This window comes from Streptomyces globisporus, from assembly GCF_003501885.1.
In the GTDB taxonomy this organism is placed as follows: Bacteria; Actinomycetota; Actinomycetes; order Streptomycetales; family Streptomycetaceae; genus Streptomyces; species Streptomyces globisporus_D.
This window is the reverse complement of record NZ_QWFA01000112.1, coordinates 1-19,847: the sequence shown is the minus strand read 5'-3', so window position 1 is coordinate 19,847 and position 19,847 is coordinate 1. Positions and strand designations below refer to the sequence as shown.

General features: G+C 73.8%; 20 protein-coding genes. 7 read left to right on the top strand and 13 right to left on the bottom strand.

Features of this window, described 5'->3' with window-relative positions:
- Positions 1 to 168: 168 nt before the first annotated feature.
- Positions 169 to 723 (bottom strand): CGNR zinc finger domain-containing protein, encoded by a 555-nt coding sequence (locus D3105_RS20915; protein ID WP_118904634.1) that lies wholly within the window; start codon positions 721 to 723, stop codon positions 169 to 171.
- A gap of 93 nt (positions 724 to 816) precedes the next feature.
- Here D3105_RS20915 and D3105_RS20910 point away from each other — a divergent pair, with 93 nt between their 5' ends.
- Complete coding sequence (locus tag D3105_RS20910) at positions 817 to 1,650, top strand: alpha/beta fold hydrolase (protein ID WP_118904630.1); 834 nt, start codon at positions 817 to 819, stop codon at positions 1,648 to 1,650.
- A gap of 161 nt (positions 1,651 to 1,811) precedes the next feature.
- Here D3105_RS20910 and D3105_RS20905 read toward each other — a convergent pair whose 3' ends face one another.
- On the bottom strand, positions 1,812 to 2,840 hold the full coding sequence (locus D3105_RS20905) for a LacI family DNA-binding transcriptional regulator (protein ID WP_118904629.1): 1,029 nt from the start codon (positions 2,838 to 2,840) through the stop codon (positions 1,812 to 1,814).
- Between the two features lie 208 nt (positions 2,841 to 3,048).
- On the opposite strand from D3105_RS20905, the gene D3105_RS20900 reads away from it, so the two are divergent.
- Positions 3,049 to 3,978 (top strand): ROK family protein, encoded by a 930-nt coding sequence (locus D3105_RS20900; protein WP_118904628.1) that lies wholly within the window; start codon positions 3,049 to 3,051, stop codon positions 3,976 to 3,978.
- 72 nt (positions 3,979 to 4,050) lie between these two features.
- On the opposite strand, the gene D3105_RS20895 is transcribed toward D3105_RS20900, so the two are convergent.
- Positions 4,051 to 4,647 (bottom strand): hypothetical protein, encoded by a 597-nt coding sequence (locus D3105_RS20895; RefSeq protein WP_118904627.1) that lies wholly within the window; start codon positions 4,645 to 4,647, stop codon positions 4,051 to 4,053.
- Positions 4,648 to 4,900: 253 nt separating this feature from the next.
- Here D3105_RS20895 and D3105_RS20890 point away from each other — a divergent pair, with 253 nt between their 5' ends.
- Positions 4,901 to 5,938 carry an NUDIX hydrolase gene (locus D3105_RS20890; protein ID WP_118904626.1) on the top strand — a complete coding sequence of 346 codons (1,038 nt, stop codon included), beginning with the start codon at positions 4,901 to 4,903 and terminating at the stop codon, positions 5,936 to 5,938.
- 7 nt (positions 5,939 to 5,945) lie between these two features.
- On the opposite strand, the gene D3105_RS20885 is transcribed toward D3105_RS20890, so the two are convergent.
- Positions 5,946 to 6,632 carry an MBL fold metallo-hydrolase gene (locus tag D3105_RS20885; protein WP_118904633.1) on the bottom strand — a complete coding sequence of 229 codons (687 nt, stop codon included), beginning with the start codon at positions 6,630 to 6,632 and terminating at the stop codon, positions 5,946 to 5,948.
- A gap of 148 nt (positions 6,633 to 6,780) precedes the next feature.
- Positions 6,781 to 8,145 (bottom strand): dipeptidase, encoded by a 1,365-nt coding sequence (locus D3105_RS20880; RefSeq protein ID WP_118904625.1) that lies wholly within the window; start codon positions 8,143 to 8,145, stop codon positions 6,781 to 6,783.
- Positions 8,146 to 8,340: 195 nt separating this feature from the next.
- Between D3105_RS20880 and D3105_RS20875 the strand changes: the two genes are divergently transcribed.
- A complete protein-coding gene (locus D3105_RS20875) occupies positions 8,341 to 9,555 on the top strand; it encodes a geranylgeranyl reductase family protein (RefSeq protein WP_118904624.1) in 1,215 nt (404 codons plus the stop codon).
- Between the two features lie 156 nt (positions 9,556 to 9,711).
- Here D3105_RS20875 and D3105_RS35755 read toward each other — a convergent pair whose 3' ends face one another.
- From D3105_RS35755 to D3105_RS20860, 3 genes are all read right to left on the bottom strand, one after another.
- Positions 9,712 to 9,837 (bottom strand): hypothetical protein, encoded by a 126-nt coding sequence (locus tag D3105_RS35755; protein ID WP_276311851.1) that lies wholly within the window; start codon positions 9,835 to 9,837, stop codon positions 9,712 to 9,714.
- Positions 9,838 to 9,925: 88 nt separating this feature from the next.
- Positions 9,926 to 10,675, bottom strand: a complete 750-nt coding sequence (locus D3105_RS20865) for a maleylpyruvate isomerase family mycothiol-dependent enzyme (RefSeq protein ID WP_118904623.1) — start codon at positions 10,673 to 10,675, stop codon at positions 9,926 to 9,928.
- Positions 10,676 to 10,742: 67 nt separating this feature from the next.
- Positions 10,743 to 11,873 (bottom strand): MFS transporter, encoded by a 1,131-nt coding sequence (locus D3105_RS20860; protein WP_118904632.1) that lies wholly within the window; start codon positions 11,871 to 11,873, stop codon positions 10,743 to 10,745.
- A gap of 240 nt (positions 11,874 to 12,113) precedes the next feature.
- Between D3105_RS20860 and D3105_RS20855 the strand changes: the two genes are divergently transcribed.
- Both D3105_RS20855 and D3105_RS20850 read left to right on the top strand, forming a co-directional pair.
- On the top strand, positions 12,114 to 13,328 hold the full coding sequence (locus D3105_RS20855) for an ROK family protein (protein ID WP_118904622.1): 1,215 nt from the start codon (positions 12,114 to 12,116) through the stop codon (positions 13,326 to 13,328).
- A gap of 154 nt (positions 13,329 to 13,482) precedes the next feature.
- Complete coding sequence (locus D3105_RS20850; protein ID WP_118904621.1) at positions 13,483 to 13,776, top strand: SHOCT domain-containing protein; 294 nt, start codon at positions 13,483 to 13,485, stop codon at positions 13,774 to 13,776.
- 69 nt (positions 13,777 to 13,845) lie between these two features.
- Here D3105_RS20850 and D3105_RS20845 read toward each other — a convergent pair whose 3' ends face one another.
- Positions 13,846 to 14,364 (bottom strand): ATP-binding protein, encoded by a 519-nt coding sequence (locus D3105_RS20845; RefSeq protein WP_206272826.1) that lies wholly within the window; start codon positions 14,362 to 14,364, stop codon positions 13,846 to 13,848.
- 290 nt (positions 14,365 to 14,654) lie between these two features.
- Positions 14,655 to 14,972: a hypothetical protein gene (locus D3105_RS20840; protein WP_118904619.1), complete on the bottom strand. Its 318-nt coding sequence runs from the start codon at positions 14,970 to 14,972 to the stop codon at positions 14,655 to 14,657.
- A gap of 234 nt (positions 14,973 to 15,206) precedes the next feature.
- On the opposite strand from D3105_RS20840, the gene D3105_RS20835 reads away from it, so the two are divergent.
- Positions 15,207 to 16,340: a PLP-dependent cysteine synthase family protein gene (locus D3105_RS20835; protein WP_118904618.1), complete on the top strand. Its 1,134-nt coding sequence runs from the start codon at positions 15,207 to 15,209 to the stop codon at positions 16,338 to 16,340.
- A gap of 19 nt (positions 16,341 to 16,359) precedes the next feature.
- On the opposite strand, the gene D3105_RS20830 is transcribed toward D3105_RS20835, so the two are convergent.
- The 3 genes from D3105_RS20830 to D3105_RS20820 all read right to left on the bottom strand — a co-directional run.
- Complete coding sequence (locus D3105_RS20830; RefSeq protein WP_118904617.1) at positions 16,360 to 16,839, bottom strand: SRPBCC family protein; 480 nt, start codon at positions 16,837 to 16,839, stop codon at positions 16,360 to 16,362.
- A 71-nt stretch (positions 16,840 to 16,910) separates the two neighbouring features.
- Complete coding sequence (locus D3105_RS20825) at positions 16,911 to 18,500, bottom strand: SDR family oxidoreductase (RefSeq protein WP_118904631.1); 1,590 nt, start codon at positions 18,498 to 18,500, stop codon at positions 16,911 to 16,913.
- A gap of 109 nt (positions 18,501 to 18,609) precedes the next feature.
- Positions 18,610 to 19,847 (bottom strand): hypothetical protein (locus D3105_RS20820; protein WP_118904616.1); only part of this gene is annotated, 1,238 nt, incomplete at its 5' end.

Below are 19,847 nucleotides of genomic sequence, written 5' to 3'. Positions count from 1 at the left end.
GGTGGGCCGAGGGGGCTGCGGAGGTGACGGTCCGACACCCGGGGCCGCCGCTCGGTCCGCCGGGGCGTGCCGTACGGGGGCGGGTCGTCGGCCGCCGACGATAGGGAGCCGCACCCGCCGATCCGTCGGCACCACGCCCCGACGGGCCGACCCGCCACCCCAACAGCCCTAGGGCCCGTCGTCCCGGTGTGCGGCCGCGCCGCCACGGGCGCGGTAGGCCCGCATCTTGTGCCGGGCGCCGCACACGTCCATGTCGCACCACAGGCCGTTCGACGACGGCGCCCGGTCGTAGAAGACCCAGCGGCATTCCGTCGCCGCGCAGGCCTTGAGCCGGGTCGCGTGACGCCCGGTCAGGCCGTCCCGCAGCAGGGCTTCGAGCACCGTCCGCACGATCTCCGCCGCCGGCCCGTCGTCGGCCGGGCGCAGGGCGAGTGTGCCGTCCGGGCGTACGGTGGGGGCGCCCGCCACGGAGTGGATCAGCCGATTGAGGGCGTCGAGGGCCTCGGGCGAGCTCCGCTCCACCAGGAAGGCCCGGACGGTCTCCCGGGCCTCCGTGAGCGCCGCCAGTTCGGCCGGGGCGACCGCTTCCGGATATCCGTGCGCCCGCAGCCACCCGCTCGCCGTCCCCGGCCGGGCGAGCTCGTCCTCTCCGTGGAGAAAGGCCGCCGTATTGCAGAACGCCTCGACCGGTTCGAGTTCCGCAGGTGCCGGGTTCCGTCGCATGATCCCCACTTTATCAACGTTACCGGCAAGCTTCTTGCTCTGGTAACGTCGAAAGTCCGGCAGGGTTCTGCACCCGACATCAGGAGGCGTGTCATGAACGGCAAACTGACCAGGACGTATCAGACCCCGGACGGGACGGTCCGCTGGGACGTGCTGGGGGAGGGTGACCCGGTCGTCCTGCTCCACGGCACCCCCTTCTCGTCGCGCATCTGGCGCGAGATCGCACCGGCGCTCGCCCGGGACCACCAGGTCTACGTCTTCGATCTGCTCGGCTTCGGGCAGTCGGAGCAGCGCGCGGGGCAGGATCTCGGGCTGGCCGCGCACACGCGGGTGTTCACCGGGCTGCTGGATCACTGGGGGCTGGAGAGCCCGAGGGTGATCGCCCATGACATCGGCGGGGCCGTGGCCCTGCGGGCGCTGCTGCTGGAAGGGGCCCGGTACGCCGATCTCACCCTGGTCGACGCGGTGGGCTGCGGCGACTGGGGGACCGGGCTCTTCAGGCTCGTACGGGAGAACGCGCACGTCTTCGAGCAGCTGCCCGTCTACGCGCACGAGGCGCTGGCCGAGAGCCACCTGCGCTTCGCGAGCCACTCCGGCTACCGGCCGGACGTCCTGGCCGCCCATCTCGACCCGTGGCGCGGTGAGGAGGGCAGGGCCGCGTACTACCGCCAGTACGGGCAGCTGGAGCAGGCGGCCACCGACGAGTTCCAGCATCTGCTGGGGTCCGTACCGGTGCCGACCCGGATCATCTGGGGGCGCGAGGACGGCTTCCTGCCACCGCCCTTCGCCGAGCAGCTGCACGCGCTGATCCCGCACTCCGAGCTGCACTGGCTGGAGGGGGCGGGCCACGCGACCCCCGAGGACGCGCCCGCGCGGCTCCTGGCGCTGCTCACCCGGAAGTTCCGGCCGGTGGCCGCCGCGGCTTGACGGCGGGCCTCCGGTGGCCCGAGGGTCTTTGGGGGTGACATGTCTCCTGGCCTGGGCCCGCGGTACCCGCCGGCCTTCCCGGGGCGGCGGGCTCTCCACCCCGCCCCGGGCCCGTACGCGTACAGGCGCTGGTCGCCCGGGAGTTCCGCGCGGGACCCGGCTCAGGCGGGCGGCAGTTCGCCCGAGCCGCGCGGGATCAGCGTCGTCGGGAGCTCCACCCGCGCCGGGGCGTGCTCCGCCCCGTCGAGGCGGCGGAAGAGATGCTCGGCGGCGGTCCTGCCGACCGCTGCCGCGTCCTGCGAGATCACGGTGATGCCGAGCAGATCGGCCAGCTCGATGTCGTCGAACCCGACCAGCGCCACCGGCCGCTCCCGCTCCGCGATCACCCGCACCGCCGTCACCGTCACCCGGTTGTTCCCCGCGAACAGGGCGGTGATCGGTTCGGGGCCGCTCAGCATCTCCTCGGCCGCGGCCCGCACCCGCTCCGGCTCGGTGGAGCCGAGGGAGACCCAGTCGTCCTCGACGGTGATGCCCGCGTCCCGCATGGCGGCGTGATAGCCGCGCAGACGCTCGGTGGCCGTGTGGATGCGCGGCTGGTCACCGATGAACCCGATCCTTCGGTGACCGTGCGCGATGAGGTGCGCCACGCCCTCCCTGGCCCCGCCGAAGCTGTCGGACAGCACCATGTCGACGTCCACATGGCCCGCCGGGCGGTCCACGAAGACCGTGGCGATGCCCGCCTTGATCTCCGGCTCCAGATAGCGGTGGTCGTCACCCGCCGGGATCACGATCAGACCGTCGACGCGGCGGGCGCACAGTGCCAGCACCAACTCCTGCTCCCGCTCCGGGTCCTCGGCGCTGGAACCGTTGATCAGCAACGCGCCGTGCGCCCGGGCGACCTCCTCCACGGCGCGGCTCAGCGGACCGTAGAACGGGTCCGCCAGATCCTCCAGGACCAGTCCGATGGACGCCGTACGTCCCTTGCGCAGCACCCGGGCGCTGTCGTTGCGGCGGAAGCCCAGCGCGTCGATCGCCTCCTGTACGCGGCGCTCGGTGTCGGGCGTGACGCCGGGCTCACTGTTCACCACCCGGGAGACCGTCTTCAGGCCGACTCCGGCGCGGGCCGCCACGTCCTTCATGGTCGGCCGGTTGCCGTAGCGGGTCTCGGAATGACGGGCGGTCCGGTCCACGTGCGCAGTCCTGTCGTCGGATACGGGCGGGGCGTGCGGTGCTCCGAGCGGGGCCGAGCGGGGCCGAGACGGGGCGCCGCGAGGGTGATCGGAGGCTGTGGCGTCGAGCATAGGCCCTGGACAACGTTGTCACGAGGATGAAGACTGTGCAGACTATGGACGGAACCCGCAGGTCCCGCCCCTTCACCGATCCGGAGAGCCCACACCGATGCATACCGACCTCGTCGCCGCGCTCGACATCGGCGGCACCAAGATCGCCGGAGCGCTGGTGGACGGCGACGGATCCCTCCTCGTACGGGCGCAGCGGCCGACGCCCGCCCGGGAGGGCGCCGAGGCGGTCATGGGGGCGGTGGACGAGGTGCTGGGCGAGCTGATGGCCTCGCCGCTGTGGGGCAGGGCCGGTTCCGTCGGCATCGGCAGCGCCGGTCCGGTGGACGCCGCCGCCGGCACGGTCAGCCCGGTCAACGTCCCCGGCTGGCGGGACTTCCCGCTCGTGGAGCGAGTGCACAAGGCGGCGGGCGGGCTGTCGGTCGCGCTGGTGGGCGACGGGGTCGCGATGACGGCCGCCGAGCACTGGCTCGGCGCTGCCCGGGGCTACGACAACGCGCTCTGCCTCGTCGTGTCGACGGGCGTCGGCGGCGGCCTCGTCCTCGGCGGCACCCTGCGCCCCGGCCCCTCGGGCAACGCCGGCCACATCGGCCACATCAGCGTCGACCTGGACGGTGACCCGTGCCCCTGCGGTGCGCGCGGCTGCGTCGAGGGCATCGCCAGCGGCCCCAACATCGCCCGCCGCGCCCTGGAGAACGGCTGGCGGCCCGGCCCGGACGGCGACGAGACGGCCGCCGCGGTGGCCGTCGCCGCCCGCGCGGGGGATCCGGTCGCCATCGCCTCCTTTGAGCGTGCCGCCCAGGCGCTGGCCGCCGGTATCGCGGCCACCGCGACCTTGGCGGACCTCGACATCGCGGTGGTCGGCGGGGGAGTGGCCGGGGCCGGCGACGTCCTTTTCGTACCGCTGCGCCGCAGCCTGCGTGAGTACGCCACGCTCTCCTACCTCCGCCGGCTGACGGTGGCGCCCGCCGTGATGGGCAACGACGCGGGCCTGGTCGGGGCCGCGGCTGCGGCCATCGCCCTGCGCTGACCGCCAGGGCTTCCAGAGGCGCCCGGTTCGTCAGGCCGGGCGCCTCCTGGGTCACTTGGCCGCGTGCCGCGTTCACACGGTGGCAGCCGGGCGGTCCGTTCTGCGGCGGCGCTTGGCGTACGCGACGGTCAGGACGGCCATGAGCGGCCCCCAGAGGATCAGCGGGGCATAGCAGAGGGAGAACCACGCGGCTTCCCAGCCACCCGCCTCGCCGGGGAAATCGGCGGGCAGTTCGTCTCCGCGGATCGTCGTGCCCCGGATCTCGGTGACGATGAACAGGACCGTGAAGACGAGCGTGAGCGCCGTGGCTCCGAAGGCGGCCGGGACGACCGCGGCCCCTCTCGGGACCTGCCGCCCGCCCAGGTACGGGACCCAGCGAGGGAAGACCTCGCCCCAGCGGGCGACCAGGCCGATGGCGGTGAAGGCGAGAAGCTCGGAGGCGATCGAGAGGGAGGGGACGTAGAGCCGCTCGCCCCAGCCGATCCCCTCGTCGAACGCCGACGGGAGCCGCCACAGGCCCGACGGCAGGACCGCCAGGGGCACCGCGTACGCGATGAGCCGGAGGCGTCGGGACACGCCGGGGGCCGGCTCGTGGGCGGCACGCCAGGCGGCGCGCAGCCGGCCGGTCGGAGAGGTGGGGCGGTCATCGGCAGAGGGCGGCGGGAGCACGGGGAATCCTCGGTTTCGGCAGGTCGGCGGCTGGTCGTTCGCTTTCCGACGATCGCAGTCCCGGGGGCGCGGGGAATCGCGCCGCGGGCGGACTTGCCTGAGCCGCGCGGATGATGGCGGGTGCGACCGTGGGGTGACGGCAGGCCGGCCCTCCGTCCCCGACGACCGCATCCGGCCAACGCCGTCGCCCCGCGGGGTTTCCGCGGCAGGGTGTTGCGGGCAAGCCACAGGGGGCTACGGAAGAGGGGGAACCGTGATCGTCTGGATCAACGGTGCGTTCGGCGCGGGCAAGACCAGCGCCGCCGGCGAACTGATCGATCTGATTCCGAACAGCACGCTGTACGACCCGGAGGTCACCGGCGCGGGGCTGCGCGCCCTGCTGCCGCAGAAACGGCTCGCCGAGGTCACCGACTTCCAGGACCTGCCGATCTGGCGGCGGCTCGTGGTGGACACGGCGGCGGCGCTGCTCACCGAGGTGCCCGGGGTGCTGGTGGTGCCGATGACACTGCTGCGGCAGGAGTACCGCGACGAGATCTTCGGCGGGCTCGCCTCCCGGCGCATCCCGGTCCGGCATGTGGCGCTCTCACCTGAGGAAACGATCCTGCGCAGCCGGATCGCGGGCCGCGAGGAGTTTCCCGGCGACGACGAGCAGAACGACCGGGTGCGCCGATGGGCGTACGAGCACATCGGCCCGTACCGCGAGGCCCTCGGCTGGATCGCCGGGGACGCGCATGTGGTCGACAACAGCGCCCTCACCCCCCGGAAGACCGCCCAGCGGATCGCGGACGCCGTGCGCACCGGGAGCGCGCCGCCGTGCCCCATCGTGCAGAGCCCCGAGCCGACCGGCGAGACGGTGGCCGCCGGGGTGCTGCTCTTCGACGAGCAGGACCGGGTGCTGCTCGTCGACCCCACGTACAAACCGGGGTGGGAGTTCCCCGGCGGGGTCGTGGAGGCGGGCGAGGCCCCCGCGCAGGCCGGAATCCGTGAGGTCGCCGAGGAGATCGGCCTCAGCCTCGACCGGGTGCCCACCCTGCTGCTCGTCGACTGGGAGTCGCCCCGCCCGCCCGGCTACGGCGGGCTGCGCTTCCTCTTCGACGGCGGCCTGCTCCGCTCCGAGGACGCGAGCCGGCTGCTGCTGCCCGGCTCCGAGCTGCGCGGCTGGCGCTTCGTCACCGAGGAGGAGGCCGCGGGGATGCTGCCGCCCACCCGGTACGAGCGGCTGCGCTGGGCCCTGCGGGCACGCGAGCGGAAGACGGTGCTCAACCTGGAGGCGGGGGTACCGGTGGGCTGAGCGGGACTCATTCGCCGTTCGCCGCCGCCTCCATCGCCGCGGCGGCGTCCTCGGTGAGCGGATCGCCGTGGCCGAAGCAGACGGTACGGGGCGTGAGCGCGGCCAGTCGCCGGAACGTGGCCGCCGCCCCGGCACGGTCCACGTTGAACACGCCGAGCATCACCCGCTCCACGGAAGCCACGGCGTCCCCGGTGAACAGCACGCCGTGGCGCGGCAGATGGAGCGCGATGGAGCCCGGTGTGTGCCCCGGGGCGTGGACCACCCGCGCGCCGTCCCCGAACGGCAGCACCTCGCCGCCGGTCAGCTCGCGGTCGACCCGGGTGGGTGGGGCCTCGGGGCACGTCAACCCATGTGCGTACAACGGCCGTTCCCAGCCCAGCAGGTCCGGCTCCGGTACGGGCCGCTCGCCCCGGATCACCGGGGCGTCCAGCGCGTGGGCGAGGATCTCGGCGCCGTACCGGTCCGCCAGCTCCTGCGCGGCCCCGTAGTGGTCGCGGTGGCCGTGGGTGATGACGATGCGCCGGATCCGGGCCGGGTCGGGCCCGAGCGCCCGGACCGCGTCCTCGATCGCGGCGGCCGAGGCGATGTCGCCCGCGTCGACCAGGGTCAGGTCCGCCCCGTCGCGCCAGAGATATGCCTGACCGATCCGGAAGCGGAACATGTGCAACTGGGGGAGTACCTCGACGAGATCCATGCGGCGAACGTACGCAGCCGCGGTCATACGCCGAACGGATCTACGCTCCGGGCGACTTCGCCGAGGGCGAAGCCCTTCCGGGAGCCACCGCGAACCCTTCCGGAAGCCACCGCGGGCCCCGGCGGTCGGACGCCGGGGCCCAGCGGGTTCAGGCCTTCTTCGACTCCGCGTAGTTGCGCAGGAACAGCGCCTCGGCGACCGACATCCGCTCCAGCTCCTCGGGCGACACGCTCTCGTTCACCGCGTGGATCTGCGCCTCGGGCTCGCTCAGCCCGATCAGCAGGATCTCCGCCTCCGGGTAGAGGCCCGCCAGGGTGTTGCACAGCGGGATGGAGCCGCCCATGCCCGAGGACTGCATCTCCTGGCCCGGGTAGGCGTCCCGCATCGCGTCCGCCATCGCCGTGTACGCCGGGCTGCTCATGTCGGCCCGGAACGGCTGGCCCTGGCCGACCTGTTCCACCTTCACCCGCGCACCCCAGGGGGCCCGGGACTCCAGGTGGGCGGTGAGCAGCTTCGTCGCCTCGGCCGCGTCGTGGCCCGGCGGCACCCGCAGGCTGATCTGGGCCCGGGCGCTCGCCTGCACGGACGGGGTCGCGCCGACCACCGCCGGGCAGTCGATGCCGATGACGGTGACGGCGGGACGGGCCCAGATGCGGTCCGCGACCGTACCCGTGCCGATCAGCTCGACCCCGTCCAGCACCTTGGCGTCCTGCCGGAACTCCGCCTCCGGGTACTGGATGCCGTCCCAGTCGGCGTCACCGGTCAGCCCGTCGACCGTGGTCGTCCCGTCCTCCGCGCGCAGCGAGGCCAGCAGCTGGATCATCGCGGCCAGCGCGTCCGGGGCCGCGCCGCCGAACTGCCCCGAGTGCAGGTTCCCTTCGAGGGTGTCCAGCTGCACGCGCAGCATGGTCATCCCGCGCAGCGTCGCCGTGACCGTCGGCAGCCCGACCCGGAAGTTGCCGGTGTCGCCGATGACGATCGTGTCCGCGCGGAGCAGTTCCGGGTGCGCCTCCGCGTACCGCTCCAGACCGCCGGTGCCCTGCTCCTCGGAGCCCTCGGCGATGACCTTCACCGAGACCGGGACGCCGCCGTCCGCCTTGAGGGCGCGCAGCGCGAGCAGGTGCATGATGAACCCGCCCTTGCAGTCGGCCGCGCCCCGCCCGTACCAGCGTCCGTCGCGCTCGGTCAGCTCGAACGGCGGGGAGATCCACGCCGACTCGTCCAGCGGCGGCTGCACGTCGTAGTGGGCGTAGAGCAGCACGGTCGGCGCGCCGGCCGGTCCCGGCAGGTGGCCGTAGACGGACTGCGTCCCGTCGGGGGTGTCCAGGAGGGCGACGTCCGTGAACCCCTCGGCGCGCAGCGCGTCGGCGACCCAGTTCGCCGCGCCCTCGCACTCGCTCCTCGGGAACACCGCCGGGTCCGCCACCGACTGGAACGCCACCAGTTCGGCCAGCTCCTGGCGGGCACGGGGCATCAGCGAGGCGACGGTCTCGGGAATCGGACGGGCGGTCATGGGCACGCTCCTCGTGGGTGCGACGTTATGGGTAGGGCGCGGTGTGTACGCGACCGTGTGCGACGCCGTGCGTACGACGACGCATGTACGACGAAATCATGGCCGATCCTCCCACAGGAGGGCCGGCCCGTAGCGCGCCGTAGGATGCCGTGAGCAGCTTGGGGCCACTGGTCGGATCAGGAGCAGAAGCACATCGTGAGCAGCGAGAACGCAGACGCCGGACGTGAGCCGGAAGAGTCGTTGGTGTGGGATGTCGTCGTGGTCGGCGCCGGACCGGCCGGGGCATCGGCGGCGTACGCGGCAGCCGTGGCGGGCCGGAGAGTCCTGCTGCTGGAGAAGGCGGAACTGCCGCGCTACAAGACCTGCGGCGGGGGCATCATCGGCTTCTCCCGGGACGCCCTGCCGCCCGGGTTCGAACTGCCCCTGAAGGACCGCATCCACGCGGTCACCTTCTCGCTCAACGGCAAGCTGGCCCGCACCCGCCGCTCCCGGCGCATGCTCTTCGGGCTCATCAACCGCCCCGAGTTCGACGCCGGTCTTGTCGAGGAGGCACAGAAGGCCGGGGCCGAACTGCGCACCGGCGCATCGGTGGTGCGGGTCGAGCAGCACGGTCCGGCCGTGCCCGACCGGCGAACGGTCGCCGTGGTGCTGGCCGGTGGCGAGACCGTGCTCGCGCGGGCGGTCGTCGGCGCGGACGGCAGCGCGGGCCGGATAGGAGCCCATGTCGGGGTGAAGCTCGATCAGGTCGACCTCGGCCTGGAGGCGGAGATTCCCGTTCCGGCCACCGTCGCGGAGGACTGGGCGGGCCGGGTCCTCATCGACTGGGGCCCGATGCCGGGGAGCTACGGCTGGGTCTTCCCCAAGGGCGACACCCTCACCGTGGGCGTCATCTCGGCGCGCGGCGACGGCGCCGGCACCAAGCGGTATCTGGAGGACTTCATCGCCCGCCTCGGCCTCGCCGGGTTCGAGCCGTCCATCTCCTCGGGCCATCTCACCCGCTGCCGCAGCGACGACTCGCCGCTCTCCCGCGGCCGGGTCGTGGTCTGCGGCGACGCGGCCGGACTGCTGGAGCCGTGGACCCGCGAGGGCATCTCCTTCGCGCTGCGCTCGGGCCGGCTCGCGGGGGAGTGGGCTGTCAGGATCGCCGAGGCGCACGACGCGGTGGACGCCCGGCGCCAGGCCCTCAACTACGCCTTCGCCATCAAGGCCGGCCTCGGCGTGGAGATGGGGGTCGGCCGCCGCATGCTCAAGCTGTTCGAGCGCCGGCCTGGCCTGCTGCACGCGGTGCTGACCGGTTTCCGCCCGGCCTGGAAGTCGTTCGCCGGAATCACCCGTGGCACGACGTCGCTGGCCGAGCTCGTCCGTACGCACCCGCTGGCGCAGCGTGCACTCCACGCGATGGACCGCTAGCGGCCCCACCCGTCGCGACCGCGCCCCCGCTGCCCGTACGGCCACGGGGGCGCACTCGTGCCTCGACGCTGATACGGAAGACCGGGTGGTCCGGGTACGTCGGGCGCCGCCCTTCCCGGCTTTCCCGGTGGCGTACTCCCCATGGAGTACGGGTGATCACCACGCACGGCGGACGCCTCCGCGCCCGCCCGCCGGCGGGCCGCCGTGGCTGTCCGGCGCGCGCTCGCGGACCGCTGCCGGGCTGCCCTGGGTGTCGACGGCGGTGCTCCTGGTGTTCGTCATGGTCGGTACGGGCTTCGCCGAGGAAGGGCAGGGCCGCCGGCCCCTGGACACGGCGGCCCGGCCGGCTCGGCTGAGCCCGCCGGCCTCGTCAGATGACGGCGGAGTTGTCCGTCCAGATCCTGGCCACCGCGCGGTCGCCGCGCAGGGTGACGGCGGTGAGCGGCAGCCGGTTCCAGAGGGTGAGGTAGAGCCCCTTGGCCGTACCGCTCAGCTCGCAGTCGACATCTTCCGCGCTCCCCTCACCCGCCGTGCGGACGGTCTGCGGCGGGTCGTCGGAGATCCGTACCGTCCAGGTCGCGGCCGTGTCCACGGCCCGTACCCGCAGCGTGCGCGGCTTGTGGGAGCGGACCCGGCTCTTGGGGCGGGCGTGGAAGCCGGTCAGCAGTTCGTCGATGCCGTCGACGGCCCGGTCGACGGAGACCGGGGTCAGTGGACCGCCGAGCGCCGATTCCGCGTCCACCCGGTGCACGGTCGTCTCGTGCAACTGCCGGCGGGACCAGAACGCCAGTGGTGAGGGGGCCGGCAGGAAGGTCCAGCACTCCAGGTCGGCGGGCGCCTCCTCCAGGGACCGGACCAGATGGCGGTGCGCCTCGCGGTACCAGGCCAGGAGGTCGGCGCCGTCGAGATCGGGCTCGCCGCCGTCGGGGTGGTAGGCGGTGTGTCCCTCGGTGAGGAACGCCGCCGCCCACCGGTGCACCATGCCGGTGTGGCGCAGCAGATGGCGTATCTGCCAGCCGGGGCAGGTCGGGACGGACGCCCCCGGACCGGCCTGCTCGGCGGCCGCCGCGAGCAGCCGCCCCTCCTCCGACAACGACGCGAGGTGTTCGGTGATCCGCATGGCGGCGATTGTGCCAGTGCCGCGCGGGGCCCGACCGGGTCCGGTGGCCCCTCGGCCGGGCGGGCGGTCAGACGGCCGCGCTCGTCGTGGCGTTGCGGGCCGCGTAGCCCAGGGCGGCCGCCGCCGCGGCCAGCAGGGCGACCGTGGTCAGGGCCACCGGCAGCGAGAACCAGTCGGCGAGGAAACCGATCGCGGGCGGGCCGAGCAGCATCCCGCCGTAGCCGAGCGTCGAGGCTGCGGCGACCCCGCTGGGGCCGGCCAGTTCGCCCGCGCGCCCCACGGCGACGGGGAAGATGTTGGCGAGCCCGAGTCCGGTCACCGCGAAGCCGGCCAGGGCGAGCCAGGTGGTCGGGGCCAGCGAACCCAGCAGCATCCCGGCCGCGGCCGTGGCGCCGCCGAGGACCAGGGTGCGGGTCTGGCCGAGCCGTTGCAGGAGCAGGGTGCCGGTCAGCCGGCCCGCCGTCATCGTCAGGGCGAACAGCGCGTATCCGGCGGCGGCGAGCCCGGGGTGCGCGCCCAGGTCCTGTTCCAGGTGGAGCGCGCCCCAGTCGGCGAGGGCCCCTTCCCCGTATGCCGTGCACAGGGCGATCACGCCGAAGAGCACGACGATCCGGCGGGCCCGGGGCGACAGCCGCTGCTTCGGCTCTCGCGGGTCGGCGGCCTCCACAGCGGCGGGGGCCGGGCGGTGGCGCACCAGGGCGGGTCCGGCGAACGCGGTGACCAGCAGGCCGATTCCGGCCAGCAGGAACAGATGGGTGGCGGCGGAGAGACCGCCCGCGACCAGGCCGCCGAGCCCGGCGCCGACCATCCCGCCCAGGCTGAACGCCGCGTGGAAGCTGGGCATCACCGGCCGGCGGAGAGCGGCGACCAGATCGACGGCGGCGCTGTTCATCGCCACGTTCATCCCGCCGTACGCGGCTCCGAACACCAGCAGCACGAGGCCGAGGGAGAGCGCGGAGTGGGTCTGGGCGGGCAGGGCGATGCTCAGGGGGAGCAGGACACCGCAGGCCACGGTGACCGCATGGCTGCCGTAGCGGCGGCAGAGCCGGCCGGTGAGCATCATCGTGATCACCGCACCGGCGGAGACGCCGAGCAGGGCGAGGCCGAGGGTGGAGGCAGAGGCTCCGGTCTGCTGCTTGATGGCCGGGATACGGACCACCCAGCCGGCGAAGAGGAACCCGTCGAGGGCGAAGAACACGGTCAGCGCGGTACGGAGGCGGGCCGACGCGGGTGGGGCGGTGTCTCCGCCGTGTCCCCCGGGCAGGGCCGTCCGCACTTTGTTTAGTTGCGGCACAAACTCAGCATAGAGGCGCTCCGGCGGCGGACGCAACACCGCTGCACACCGTGCGTTCCGGGGGGTGCGGACGTGGCCGGAACGGGATCCCCGGACCGGCCCTGGGCGTCCGGGAAGCCTCCGGATCATGGGAGACTCGCCCCCATGAACGGCAAGGCGACCACCACCCGGACCAAGCTGGAGAGGGGCCGCAGCGCGCTCGGGCCCGCACTGGAACTGGTCCACACCGGACGCGCCCCCACCCGGGCCGTCCTCACCTCCGAACTCGGCGTCACCCGCGCCACCGCCGGGGCGGTCGCCGCGGAGCTGGAGGCGCTCGGGCTGATCCGGGTCGACTCCAGCCCCGGGTCGGCGGCCGGGTCCCAGGGCCGCCCCTCGCACCGGCTGTCCGTCCTGGAGACCGGCCCCGTCGTCCTCGCCGCCCAGGTGCACGCCGACGGCTTCCGGGCCGCGCTCGTCGGGCTCGGCGGCCGGATCGTCGCCACCTCGCCGGGCTGTGTCGCGGTGATGGCCGACCCCGCGCAGGTGCTCGGCGAGGTCGTGGAGGCAGGGGCCGAGCTGCTCAGGGCGAGCGGGCTGCGCTGCGTGGGCGCCGGACTCGCCGTGCCGTCGGCGGTCGCCGAACCGGAGGGGACCGCCCTCAACCCGCTGCACATCGCCTGGCCCGCGGGCTCCCCGGTCCGGGACATCTTCGCCGCCTGCGTGCGTAAGGCGGGCATCACCGGCCCCGCGTTCACCGGCAACGACGTCAACCTCACCGCGCTGGCCGAGCACCGGCACGGCGCGGGGCGGGGTGCCCAGCACCTCCTGTGCGTGGCCACCGGACACCGGGGCGTAGGCGGGGCCCTGGTGCTCGACGGCCGCCTGCACAGCGGGAGTTCGGGCCTCGCCCTGGAGGTGGGCCATCTCACCGTGAACCCCGAGGGGCGGCCCTGTCACTGCGGTGGGCGCGGCTGCCTCGACGTGGAGACCGACCCGCTGGCCTTCCTCACCACCGCCTGCCGCGAACCCGGCCCCGAGGAGTCCCTCCTCAAGCAGGCCGGGAACCTGCTGCGCACGGAGTACGGCGACGCGGCGGTGCGGCAGGCCGCCGAGGCGCTGATCGACCGCCTGGGCCTGGGGCTCGCCGGACTGGTCAACATCCTCAACCCCGACCGCATCATCCTCGGCGGCCTCCACCGCGACCTGCTGGAGGCCGACCCGGAGCGGCTGCGCGCCGTCGTCGCCGACCGGAGCCTGTGGGGGCGCAGCGGCAGCGTGCCGATCCTGCCGTGCACCCTGGCCCACAACAGCCTGGTGGGCGCCGCCGAACTGGCCTGGCAGCCGGTCCTCGACGACCCGCTCGCCGCGCTGGCCTGAGCGGCTGCCGGGCGGCCGTCGCGCGGGGAGGCGTGCTCCCGCCGCAGTACGTGCACGGCCGCCTCGTGTACGACGCCCCGAAGTACCTCGTCCCGGCAGGCTCGACAGGGACCGGAGGGCATCACGCCATCCGCGAACGAGGGAGCTGACCGAGATGAACACCCTGGCGCACACCGGCGGACCCGGCCCCTGGGTCCTGCTCTTCCCGCTCTTCTGGGCGGCGGTCGTCATCGGGATCGTCACTCTGCTGCGCCGCACCGTGTGGCGCGGACGCAAGGGACCGTGGGCGGCCGCCCGCACTCCGCAGGACGCCCCCGGCCCGTCATCGCCGATCGCGCTGCTCGGCCGCCGGTTCGCCGCGGGGGAGATCGACGAGGACGAGTACTGGCGCCGACTGTCCGTGCTGGACGAGCAGTTCGGCCGGACCGCGAGCGGCGGCCCGGCGTGACCCCGTGATCCCGTTGTCCCCGGTTCCGCCCGGTGGGCCTGTGCCGGCCGACCGGGCGGGACCGTCCCGTCAGCCGACGACGGCCGACCGGGCGGGCAGGGCCGCGATGTCGTCGGGGGTGATGGTCACGGACCCGAACGGCCCGTCGGTCATCGACCCGTAGACCGCGAGCGGCGGCAGGGTCGAGGCGCCGGTGACCGCCGGCAGGGTGAACCAGACGGCCTTCCCGGCCGAGCCGATCGGCCGCACGCCCCAGCTCTCGCTGACGGCGGCGATCAGCGCCAGACCCCGGCCCGACGTGGCGAACGAATCCGCCTCGTTGACCGTGGGCAGACGCGGATCGTGGTCGTGGACGGAGACCGTCAGCCGGTCGAGCAGCAGCTCGATGTCGACGGTGCATGACTTGTCCGGCTGTGCGTGCCGGTGAACGTTGGTGAGAAGCTCGGTGACGCCCAGGGCCGCATGGTCGATCAGAGGATCGAGATGCCAGTAGCGCAGTTGCGCCGAGATGATTCTGCGGACTTGACCGATCCGCGCCGGCAGGGCCTGGAGCTCCACCGTGCAGTGCCTGCTTGGCTCGCTGATCACGGCTGCGACTCCCCGAAATAGGTCCGGAAGAAGAGAAGAGACGCGAACGGGCCCGGCGGACGACTGACTGCCGAATCCGCTCTGCTCTTGTCGTGTCTGCTCGTGTCGCGCGACCCGGTCCGTGGAGCGGATCGCTCTGTCACCGATGCTGCACCTTCAGTGACGTGGATCCAGCGTGGCCCAGGGGCCGTGGCTCCGCAACTCGCGGCGGAGCCCGACGGCCCGGGACCCGGTCGCCGTGCGCGCACCGGCAGGCCCGGCAGCCGGCCCGCCGTGGACGTACCGCCGGCTCAGTCCCGGCGGCCTCGCGCGCTGGGCAGCGTCTCCAGGAAGCGCCGCAGCGGAGCCGCCCCGTCGCGTCGGCGGTTACGCTGCCCCATCGTCAACCGGTAGCGCACCCCGTTCACCCGGGCGATGACGGAATCCGCCGCGATGAACCACCACTTACGGGCGCTGACCGTGCCCACCGGGGCGCTGTCGATCTCCCGCCCGTTGCTCGTGAGGAGCGACACCCGGCCGTCCTTCACCACCACCTGACCGGCCCTGGTCAGGGACCTGGTGAACCGTTCGATCCTGACCCCCGACGCACTGAACTCGACGTCCGCCATCGCGGATTCGCCCCCCTTCGTCACTCTCCTGCTGTTGCAGTGTGCCCGGACGCGGGCCGGACCGCCAGAGGGCCCGGACCGCCGCCGCCCGGCCGCCCGCACCGCCCGTCACAGCCGCCCCGCGGGCGGTGGTCAAAGGCAGCGCTATGGGCCATCAAAGTGACCGTTTGTGCAGGTGGGGTGCATATCGTGGGAGGCGCGAGCACCGGATCGACGACCAACAGGAGCAGGCCCATGGAGACCAGTGAACACACAGCCGGGGGCGGGGCCAGGGCGACCGTGGACGTCGACCGCAGCGACCCGGAGTACCGGGCCTGGCTGAAGGAGGCCGTCCGCAAGGTCCAGGCCGACGCGAACCGCTCCGCCGACACCCATCTGCTGCGCTTCCCGCTGCCCGAGGCGTGGGGCATCGACCTGTACCTCAAGGACGAGTCGACGCACCCCACCGGCAGTCTCAAGCACCGCCTGGCCCGCTCGCTCTTCCTGTACGGGCTCTGCAACGGCTGGATCCGGCCGGGCAAGCCGGTCATCGAGGCGTCCAGCGGTTCTACCGCGGTGTCGGAGGCGTACTTCGCCAAGCTGATCGGCGTCCCGTTCATCGCCGTGATGCCGCGCACCACCAGCCCCGAGAAGTGCCGCCTCATCGAATTCCACGGCGGGCAGTGCCACTTCGTGGACGACTCGCGCACCATGTACGAACAGTCCGCGGTGCTCGCCGCCGAGACCGGCGGGCACTACATGGACCAGTTCACCTACGCGGAGCGCGCCACCGACTGGCGCGGCAACAACAACATCGCGGAGTCGATCTACCAGCAGCTGCGCCTGGAGCGCTACCCGGAACCCGCCTGGATCGTCGCCACCGCCGGGACCGGCGGCACCTCGGCGACCATCGCCCGCTACGTCCACTACCTCCAGCACGACACCCGCATCTGCGTGCCCGACCCGGAGAACTCCTGCTTCTTCGACGGCTGGACCCACCACGACCCGGACGCCACCAGCGACCGCGGCTCGCGCATCGAGGGCATCGGCCGCCCGCGCATGGAACCCAGCTTCGTACCCGGCGCCATCGACCGGATGATGAAGGTCCCCGACGCGGCCAGCGTCGCCGCCGTCCGCGCCCTGGAGCGCGCCATCGGCCGCAAGGCGGGCGGCTCCACGGGCACCGGGCTGTGGAGCGCGTTCAAGCTGATCGCCGAGATGGTGGCGCGCGGCGAGCAGGGCAGCGTCGTCACGCTGCTGTGCGATCCGGGCGACCGCTACCTGGACAAGTACTACTCCGACTCCTGGCTGGAGGAACAGGGCCTGGACATCTCTCCGTACGCCGCCGCCATCGACGACTTCCTCGCCACCGGCACCTGGCCCTGCTGAGCGCCCGCGCCCGGCCCGCTCAGGGCGTCGTCGCCGCCAGCCGGGCGTCCAGGCGGCGCACGGCGTCCCGGAAGGACCGGCCCACCCCGGCCCGGCCCAGGCTCAGCACCAGGCGGAACAGCCCCGTTCCGTCGGTGGCGAAGGTCCACTGCACCCGGGTGCCCGACCCCTCCGGAGTGAGCCGCCACTCCTCCAGCAGGGCCCGCAGACCGGGGGCGTTGGTCTCATCGACCCGGTAGGCGTAGCAGCTGCCCGGCTCGGTGGCGACGACCGTCTCGCGGAAACGGACCCCGCCCCGCAGCCGCACCTCCCGGCCCGCGCCCCCGTCGACGGGCGTGGCCCGGCTGACGGCGGTGAACCAGGACGGCCAGGAGGCGACATCGTCGGCGAGCGCGCGGTACACCACGTCCGGCGGCGCGGACACCTCGGCGGCGAACACCAGCCGCATCGGTGCCGAGTCGGTGAACTCCCTTCCCACGGTACGGAGTCGGCGTGCCATCCCGTGCACCTCCCGGCGGTCTGCGGTCGCGGTGTCGCGTCTGTGGAGCGCACACCCTAGCGCCCGGACCGTCAGTTGTCTGTACCACTGTCGGTCACCGGTTCGCGACCGCTGCCGGCCTCCGGTCCGCGCCGCCTCTCCTCCGCCGCGGCCGCCTCGGCGATGTTGCGCGCCATCCCGCCGAACACCACCGAGTGGAAGGGCCACACGCTCCACCAGTACGCGTGCCCGAACAGCCCGCGCGGATGGAACAGCGCGCGCTGCCCGTACACCGTCCGGCCCCGCTCGTCGCCGCGCACCGACAGCTCCAGCCAGGCCAGGCCCGGCACCCGCATCTCGGCCCGCAACCGCAGCAGTTCGCCCGGCACGATCTCCTCCACCCGCCAGAAGTCCAGCGAGTCGCCCACTCGCAGATGCTGGGCGTCCCGCCGGCCGCGCCGCAGCCCCACCCCGCCGACGAGCCGGTCGAGCCAGCCCCGTACCGCCCAGGCCAGCGGGAAGGAGTACCAGCCGTTCTCGCCGCCGATGCCCTCGATCACCCGCCACAGGGCCTCGGGGCCGACCGGCACTGCCATCTCCCGCTCGTCGCGGTAGAGGCTGCCGCCCGCCCAGTCCGGGTCGGTGGGCAGCGGGTCGCTCGGCGCGCCCGGCACCGCCGCGTTGGACCAGCGGGTGTCGACCCGCGCCTCCTGGATCCGCTTGAGGGCCAGCCGCAGCGCCCGGTCGAAGCCGATGGTCCCGTCCGGTGGATCGGGGACGTACTCCTTGATGTCGTGCTCCGCGCAGACCACCTCGTGGCGCAGCGACTCCGTGAGCGGCCGGGCGATGGAGCTGGGCACCGGAGTGACCAGGCCGACCCAGCGGCTGGAGAGCGTCGGGGTCAGCACCGGCACCGGCAGGATGACGCGCGGCCGCAGCCCCGCCACCGCCGCGTAGCGCTGCATCATGTCCCGGTACGTCATGACGTCCGGGCCGCCGATGTCGAAGGCCCGGTTCACCCCGGCCGGCAGCGCCGCGCACCCCACCAGGTAGCGGATCACGTCCCGGACGGCCACCGGCTGGATCCGGGTCCGTACCCAGCTCGGGGTGACCATCAGCGGCAGCCGCTCCGTGAGATACCGCAGCATCTCGAACGAGGCGGAACCCGAGCCGATGACGATCGCCGCGCGCAGCACCGCCGTCGGCACCCCGGAATCCAGCAGGATGTGCCCCACCTCGGCCCGCGAGCGCAGATGCGGCGACAGCTCCTTCTCCGGCACCCCGGTCGGGGTCAGCCCGCCCAGATACACGATCCGGCGCACCCCGGCCGCCCGCGCCTGCTCGCCGAAGATCCGGGCCGCCCTGCGGTCGGTCTCCTCGAAGGTCGAGCCGGTGCCGAGCGCGTGCACCAGGTAGTACGCCACATCGACGCCCCGCATCGCCTCCGCCAGGGAGTCGGCGTCGGTGACATCGCCGCGCACCACCTCGACCCGGTCCGCCCACGGGTAGTCGCGCAGCTTCTGCGGCGTTCTGGCCAGGGCGCGCACCCGGTGCCCGGAGTCGAGCAGGGCGGGCACCAGCCGGCCGCCGATGTAACCGGTGGCCCCGGTCACCAGAGCGCGGGGGGCCGATCCGTCGGGGAGTTCTGCGCTGTCGTCGGGGCCGTCCTCAAGTTCCGTCACCTGTCCGAGTGTGACACCGGACGGCTTCCGGGACCGGTCGAGGACTCCGTACGGCGGCATCGACGCCATCGGTACGGTGACGGCCCCCGGCCCCGGCCCTCGCGCCGGATCAGTGCACCGCCGCGAGCGTCCCGCCCTCGCGCAGCGACGCCGTCAGCTTCACGTCGGCGTCACGGGGCGCCCGCACCGCGAACGTCGGCCCGCCCGCTGCGCCCCGCACCGCCCCGCTCGCCTCGATACGGGTCACCGCCCGGCTCCCCGCGGCGAGGACGTACCACCGGCCGGAGGCGGCCTTCCAGTGCGTGCCCGCGAGGACGTGCTGCCCGAACCTGCTGCACAGGGCCGTGTCGTCGCGGTCGGCGACCACCGCGGCTGGTTCCGTGGGCGAGTCGGCGGGCGCGAGGAACTGGACCAGGACCCGGCCTGGGCCCCGCCAGGTGTCGGCCCGGGTGCACAGCCAGTCGGCCGAGGCGCGGCCCTCGGGCAGTTTCTGCTCGGCGAAGGCCCAGTTGTTGACCGACCGCACGCCGGATCCCGCCAGGGTCCGCAGGGAACACGCCGTACGCGCCCAGGCGAGCAGCGCCTCGGTGCTCGTCGCCTCACGCGGCTGCCGGGCCGGCGCGCCCCGCCCGGGCTTCGGCGTGTACGTCAGATGCGCGGGGGCCAGATCGCCCAGATCCGTCACCAGGAACGCGTGCTTCTCCACGATCCGCTCGGAGGACCGCAGCTGGAGCACCGGCCACGTCTCGCACGCGCCGCCCGCGGCGGGCCGGGGCACCGCTGCGGTGACCCCGTCCGGGCCCACCTCCAGCGGTCGCCCGGGCATGTCCGGCGCGAGCAGGTCCCGGGTGGTCGACAGGTCGATCCAGGGGGCGAGCAGGAACCGCGCGCCGTCGCCCGTACGGCTGACGACGACCGCAGCACCCGTCGTCACGTCCGCGTCGTCGGTCCGGGCGAAGTCGAGCGCCGCCCCGCCGGACCCGGACAGCGGCTCCGCGTACCGCACGACCCGGACCCCGCCGTCGTGGAACAGCACCACCGCCGCCCCGTCCACCTCACCCGCGAACAGCAACCGGGGCGGCTGCGCGGGCGGCACCGTGAACGTGCCCGGCGTCGTGGACACCCTGACCGACTCGGGCGGCCCCGCCCAGGCCCGCAGCGCCCGGCCAAGCAGCCCGTCGTCGTCCGTGCGCCCGCCCCTGGCCGGCCAGGCGGTGAAGTCTACGCGCGAGGTGTCCGCCCACCGCTCCGCCGCCGTCCGCATCAGCTCCGCCGGATCGAGCACCGGCGCGAACACCCCCGCCGGGGCCCTGTCCTCGCCCCTGCCCCGCGCCCCCTCCTCGACGG

What these genes read in the sequence shown, in the direction of transcription:
- D3105_RS20885 (WP_118904633.1), bottom strand. Translation starts at nt 6,632, where the DNA reads ATGGATCTCGTCGAGGTACTCCCCCAGTTGCACATGTTCCGCTTCCGG.
- D3105_RS20850 (WP_118904621.1), top strand. Translation starts at nt 13,483, where the DNA reads ATGAACACCCTGGCGCACACCGGCGGACCCGGCCCCTGGGTCCTGCTC.
- D3105_RS20910 (WP_118904630.1), top strand. Translation starts at nt 817, where the DNA reads ATGAACGGCAAACTGACCAGGACGTATCAGACCCCGGACGGGACGGTC.
- D3105_RS20835 (WP_118904618.1), top strand. Translation starts at nt 15,207, where the DNA reads ATGGAGACCAGTGAACACACAGCCGGGGGCGGGGCCAGGGCGACCGTG.
- D3105_RS20900 (WP_118904628.1), top strand. Translation starts at nt 3,049, where the DNA reads ATGCATACCGACCTCGTCGCCGCGCTCGACATCGGCGGCACCAAGATC.
- D3105_RS35755 (WP_276311851.1), bottom strand. Translation starts at nt 9,837, where the DNA reads ATGACGAACACCAGGAGCACCGCCGTCGACACCCAGGGCAGCCCGGCA.
- D3105_RS20880 (WP_118904625.1), bottom strand. Translation starts at nt 8,145, where the DNA reads ATGACCGCCCGTCCGATTCCCGAGACCGTCGCCTCGCTGATGCCCCGT.
- D3105_RS20855 (WP_118904622.1), top strand. Translation starts at nt 12,114, where the DNA reads ATGAACGGCAAGGCGACCACCACCCGGACCAAGCTGGAGAGGGGCCGC.
- D3105_RS20840 (WP_118904619.1), bottom strand. Translation starts at nt 14,972, where the DNA reads ATGGCGGACGTCGAGTTCAGTGCGTCGGGGGTCAGGATCGAACGGTTC.
- D3105_RS20915 (WP_118904634.1), bottom strand. Translation starts at nt 723, where the DNA reads ATGCGACGGAACCCGGCACCTGCGGAACTCGAACCGGTCGAGGCGTTC.
- D3105_RS20865 (WP_118904623.1), bottom strand. Translation starts at nt 10,675, where the DNA reads ATGCGGATCACCGAACACCTCGCGTCGTTGTCGGAGGAGGGGCGGCTG.
- D3105_RS20830 (WP_118904617.1), bottom strand. Translation starts at nt 16,839, where the DNA reads ATGGCACGCCGACTCCGTACCGTGGGAAGGGAGTTCACCGACTCGGCA.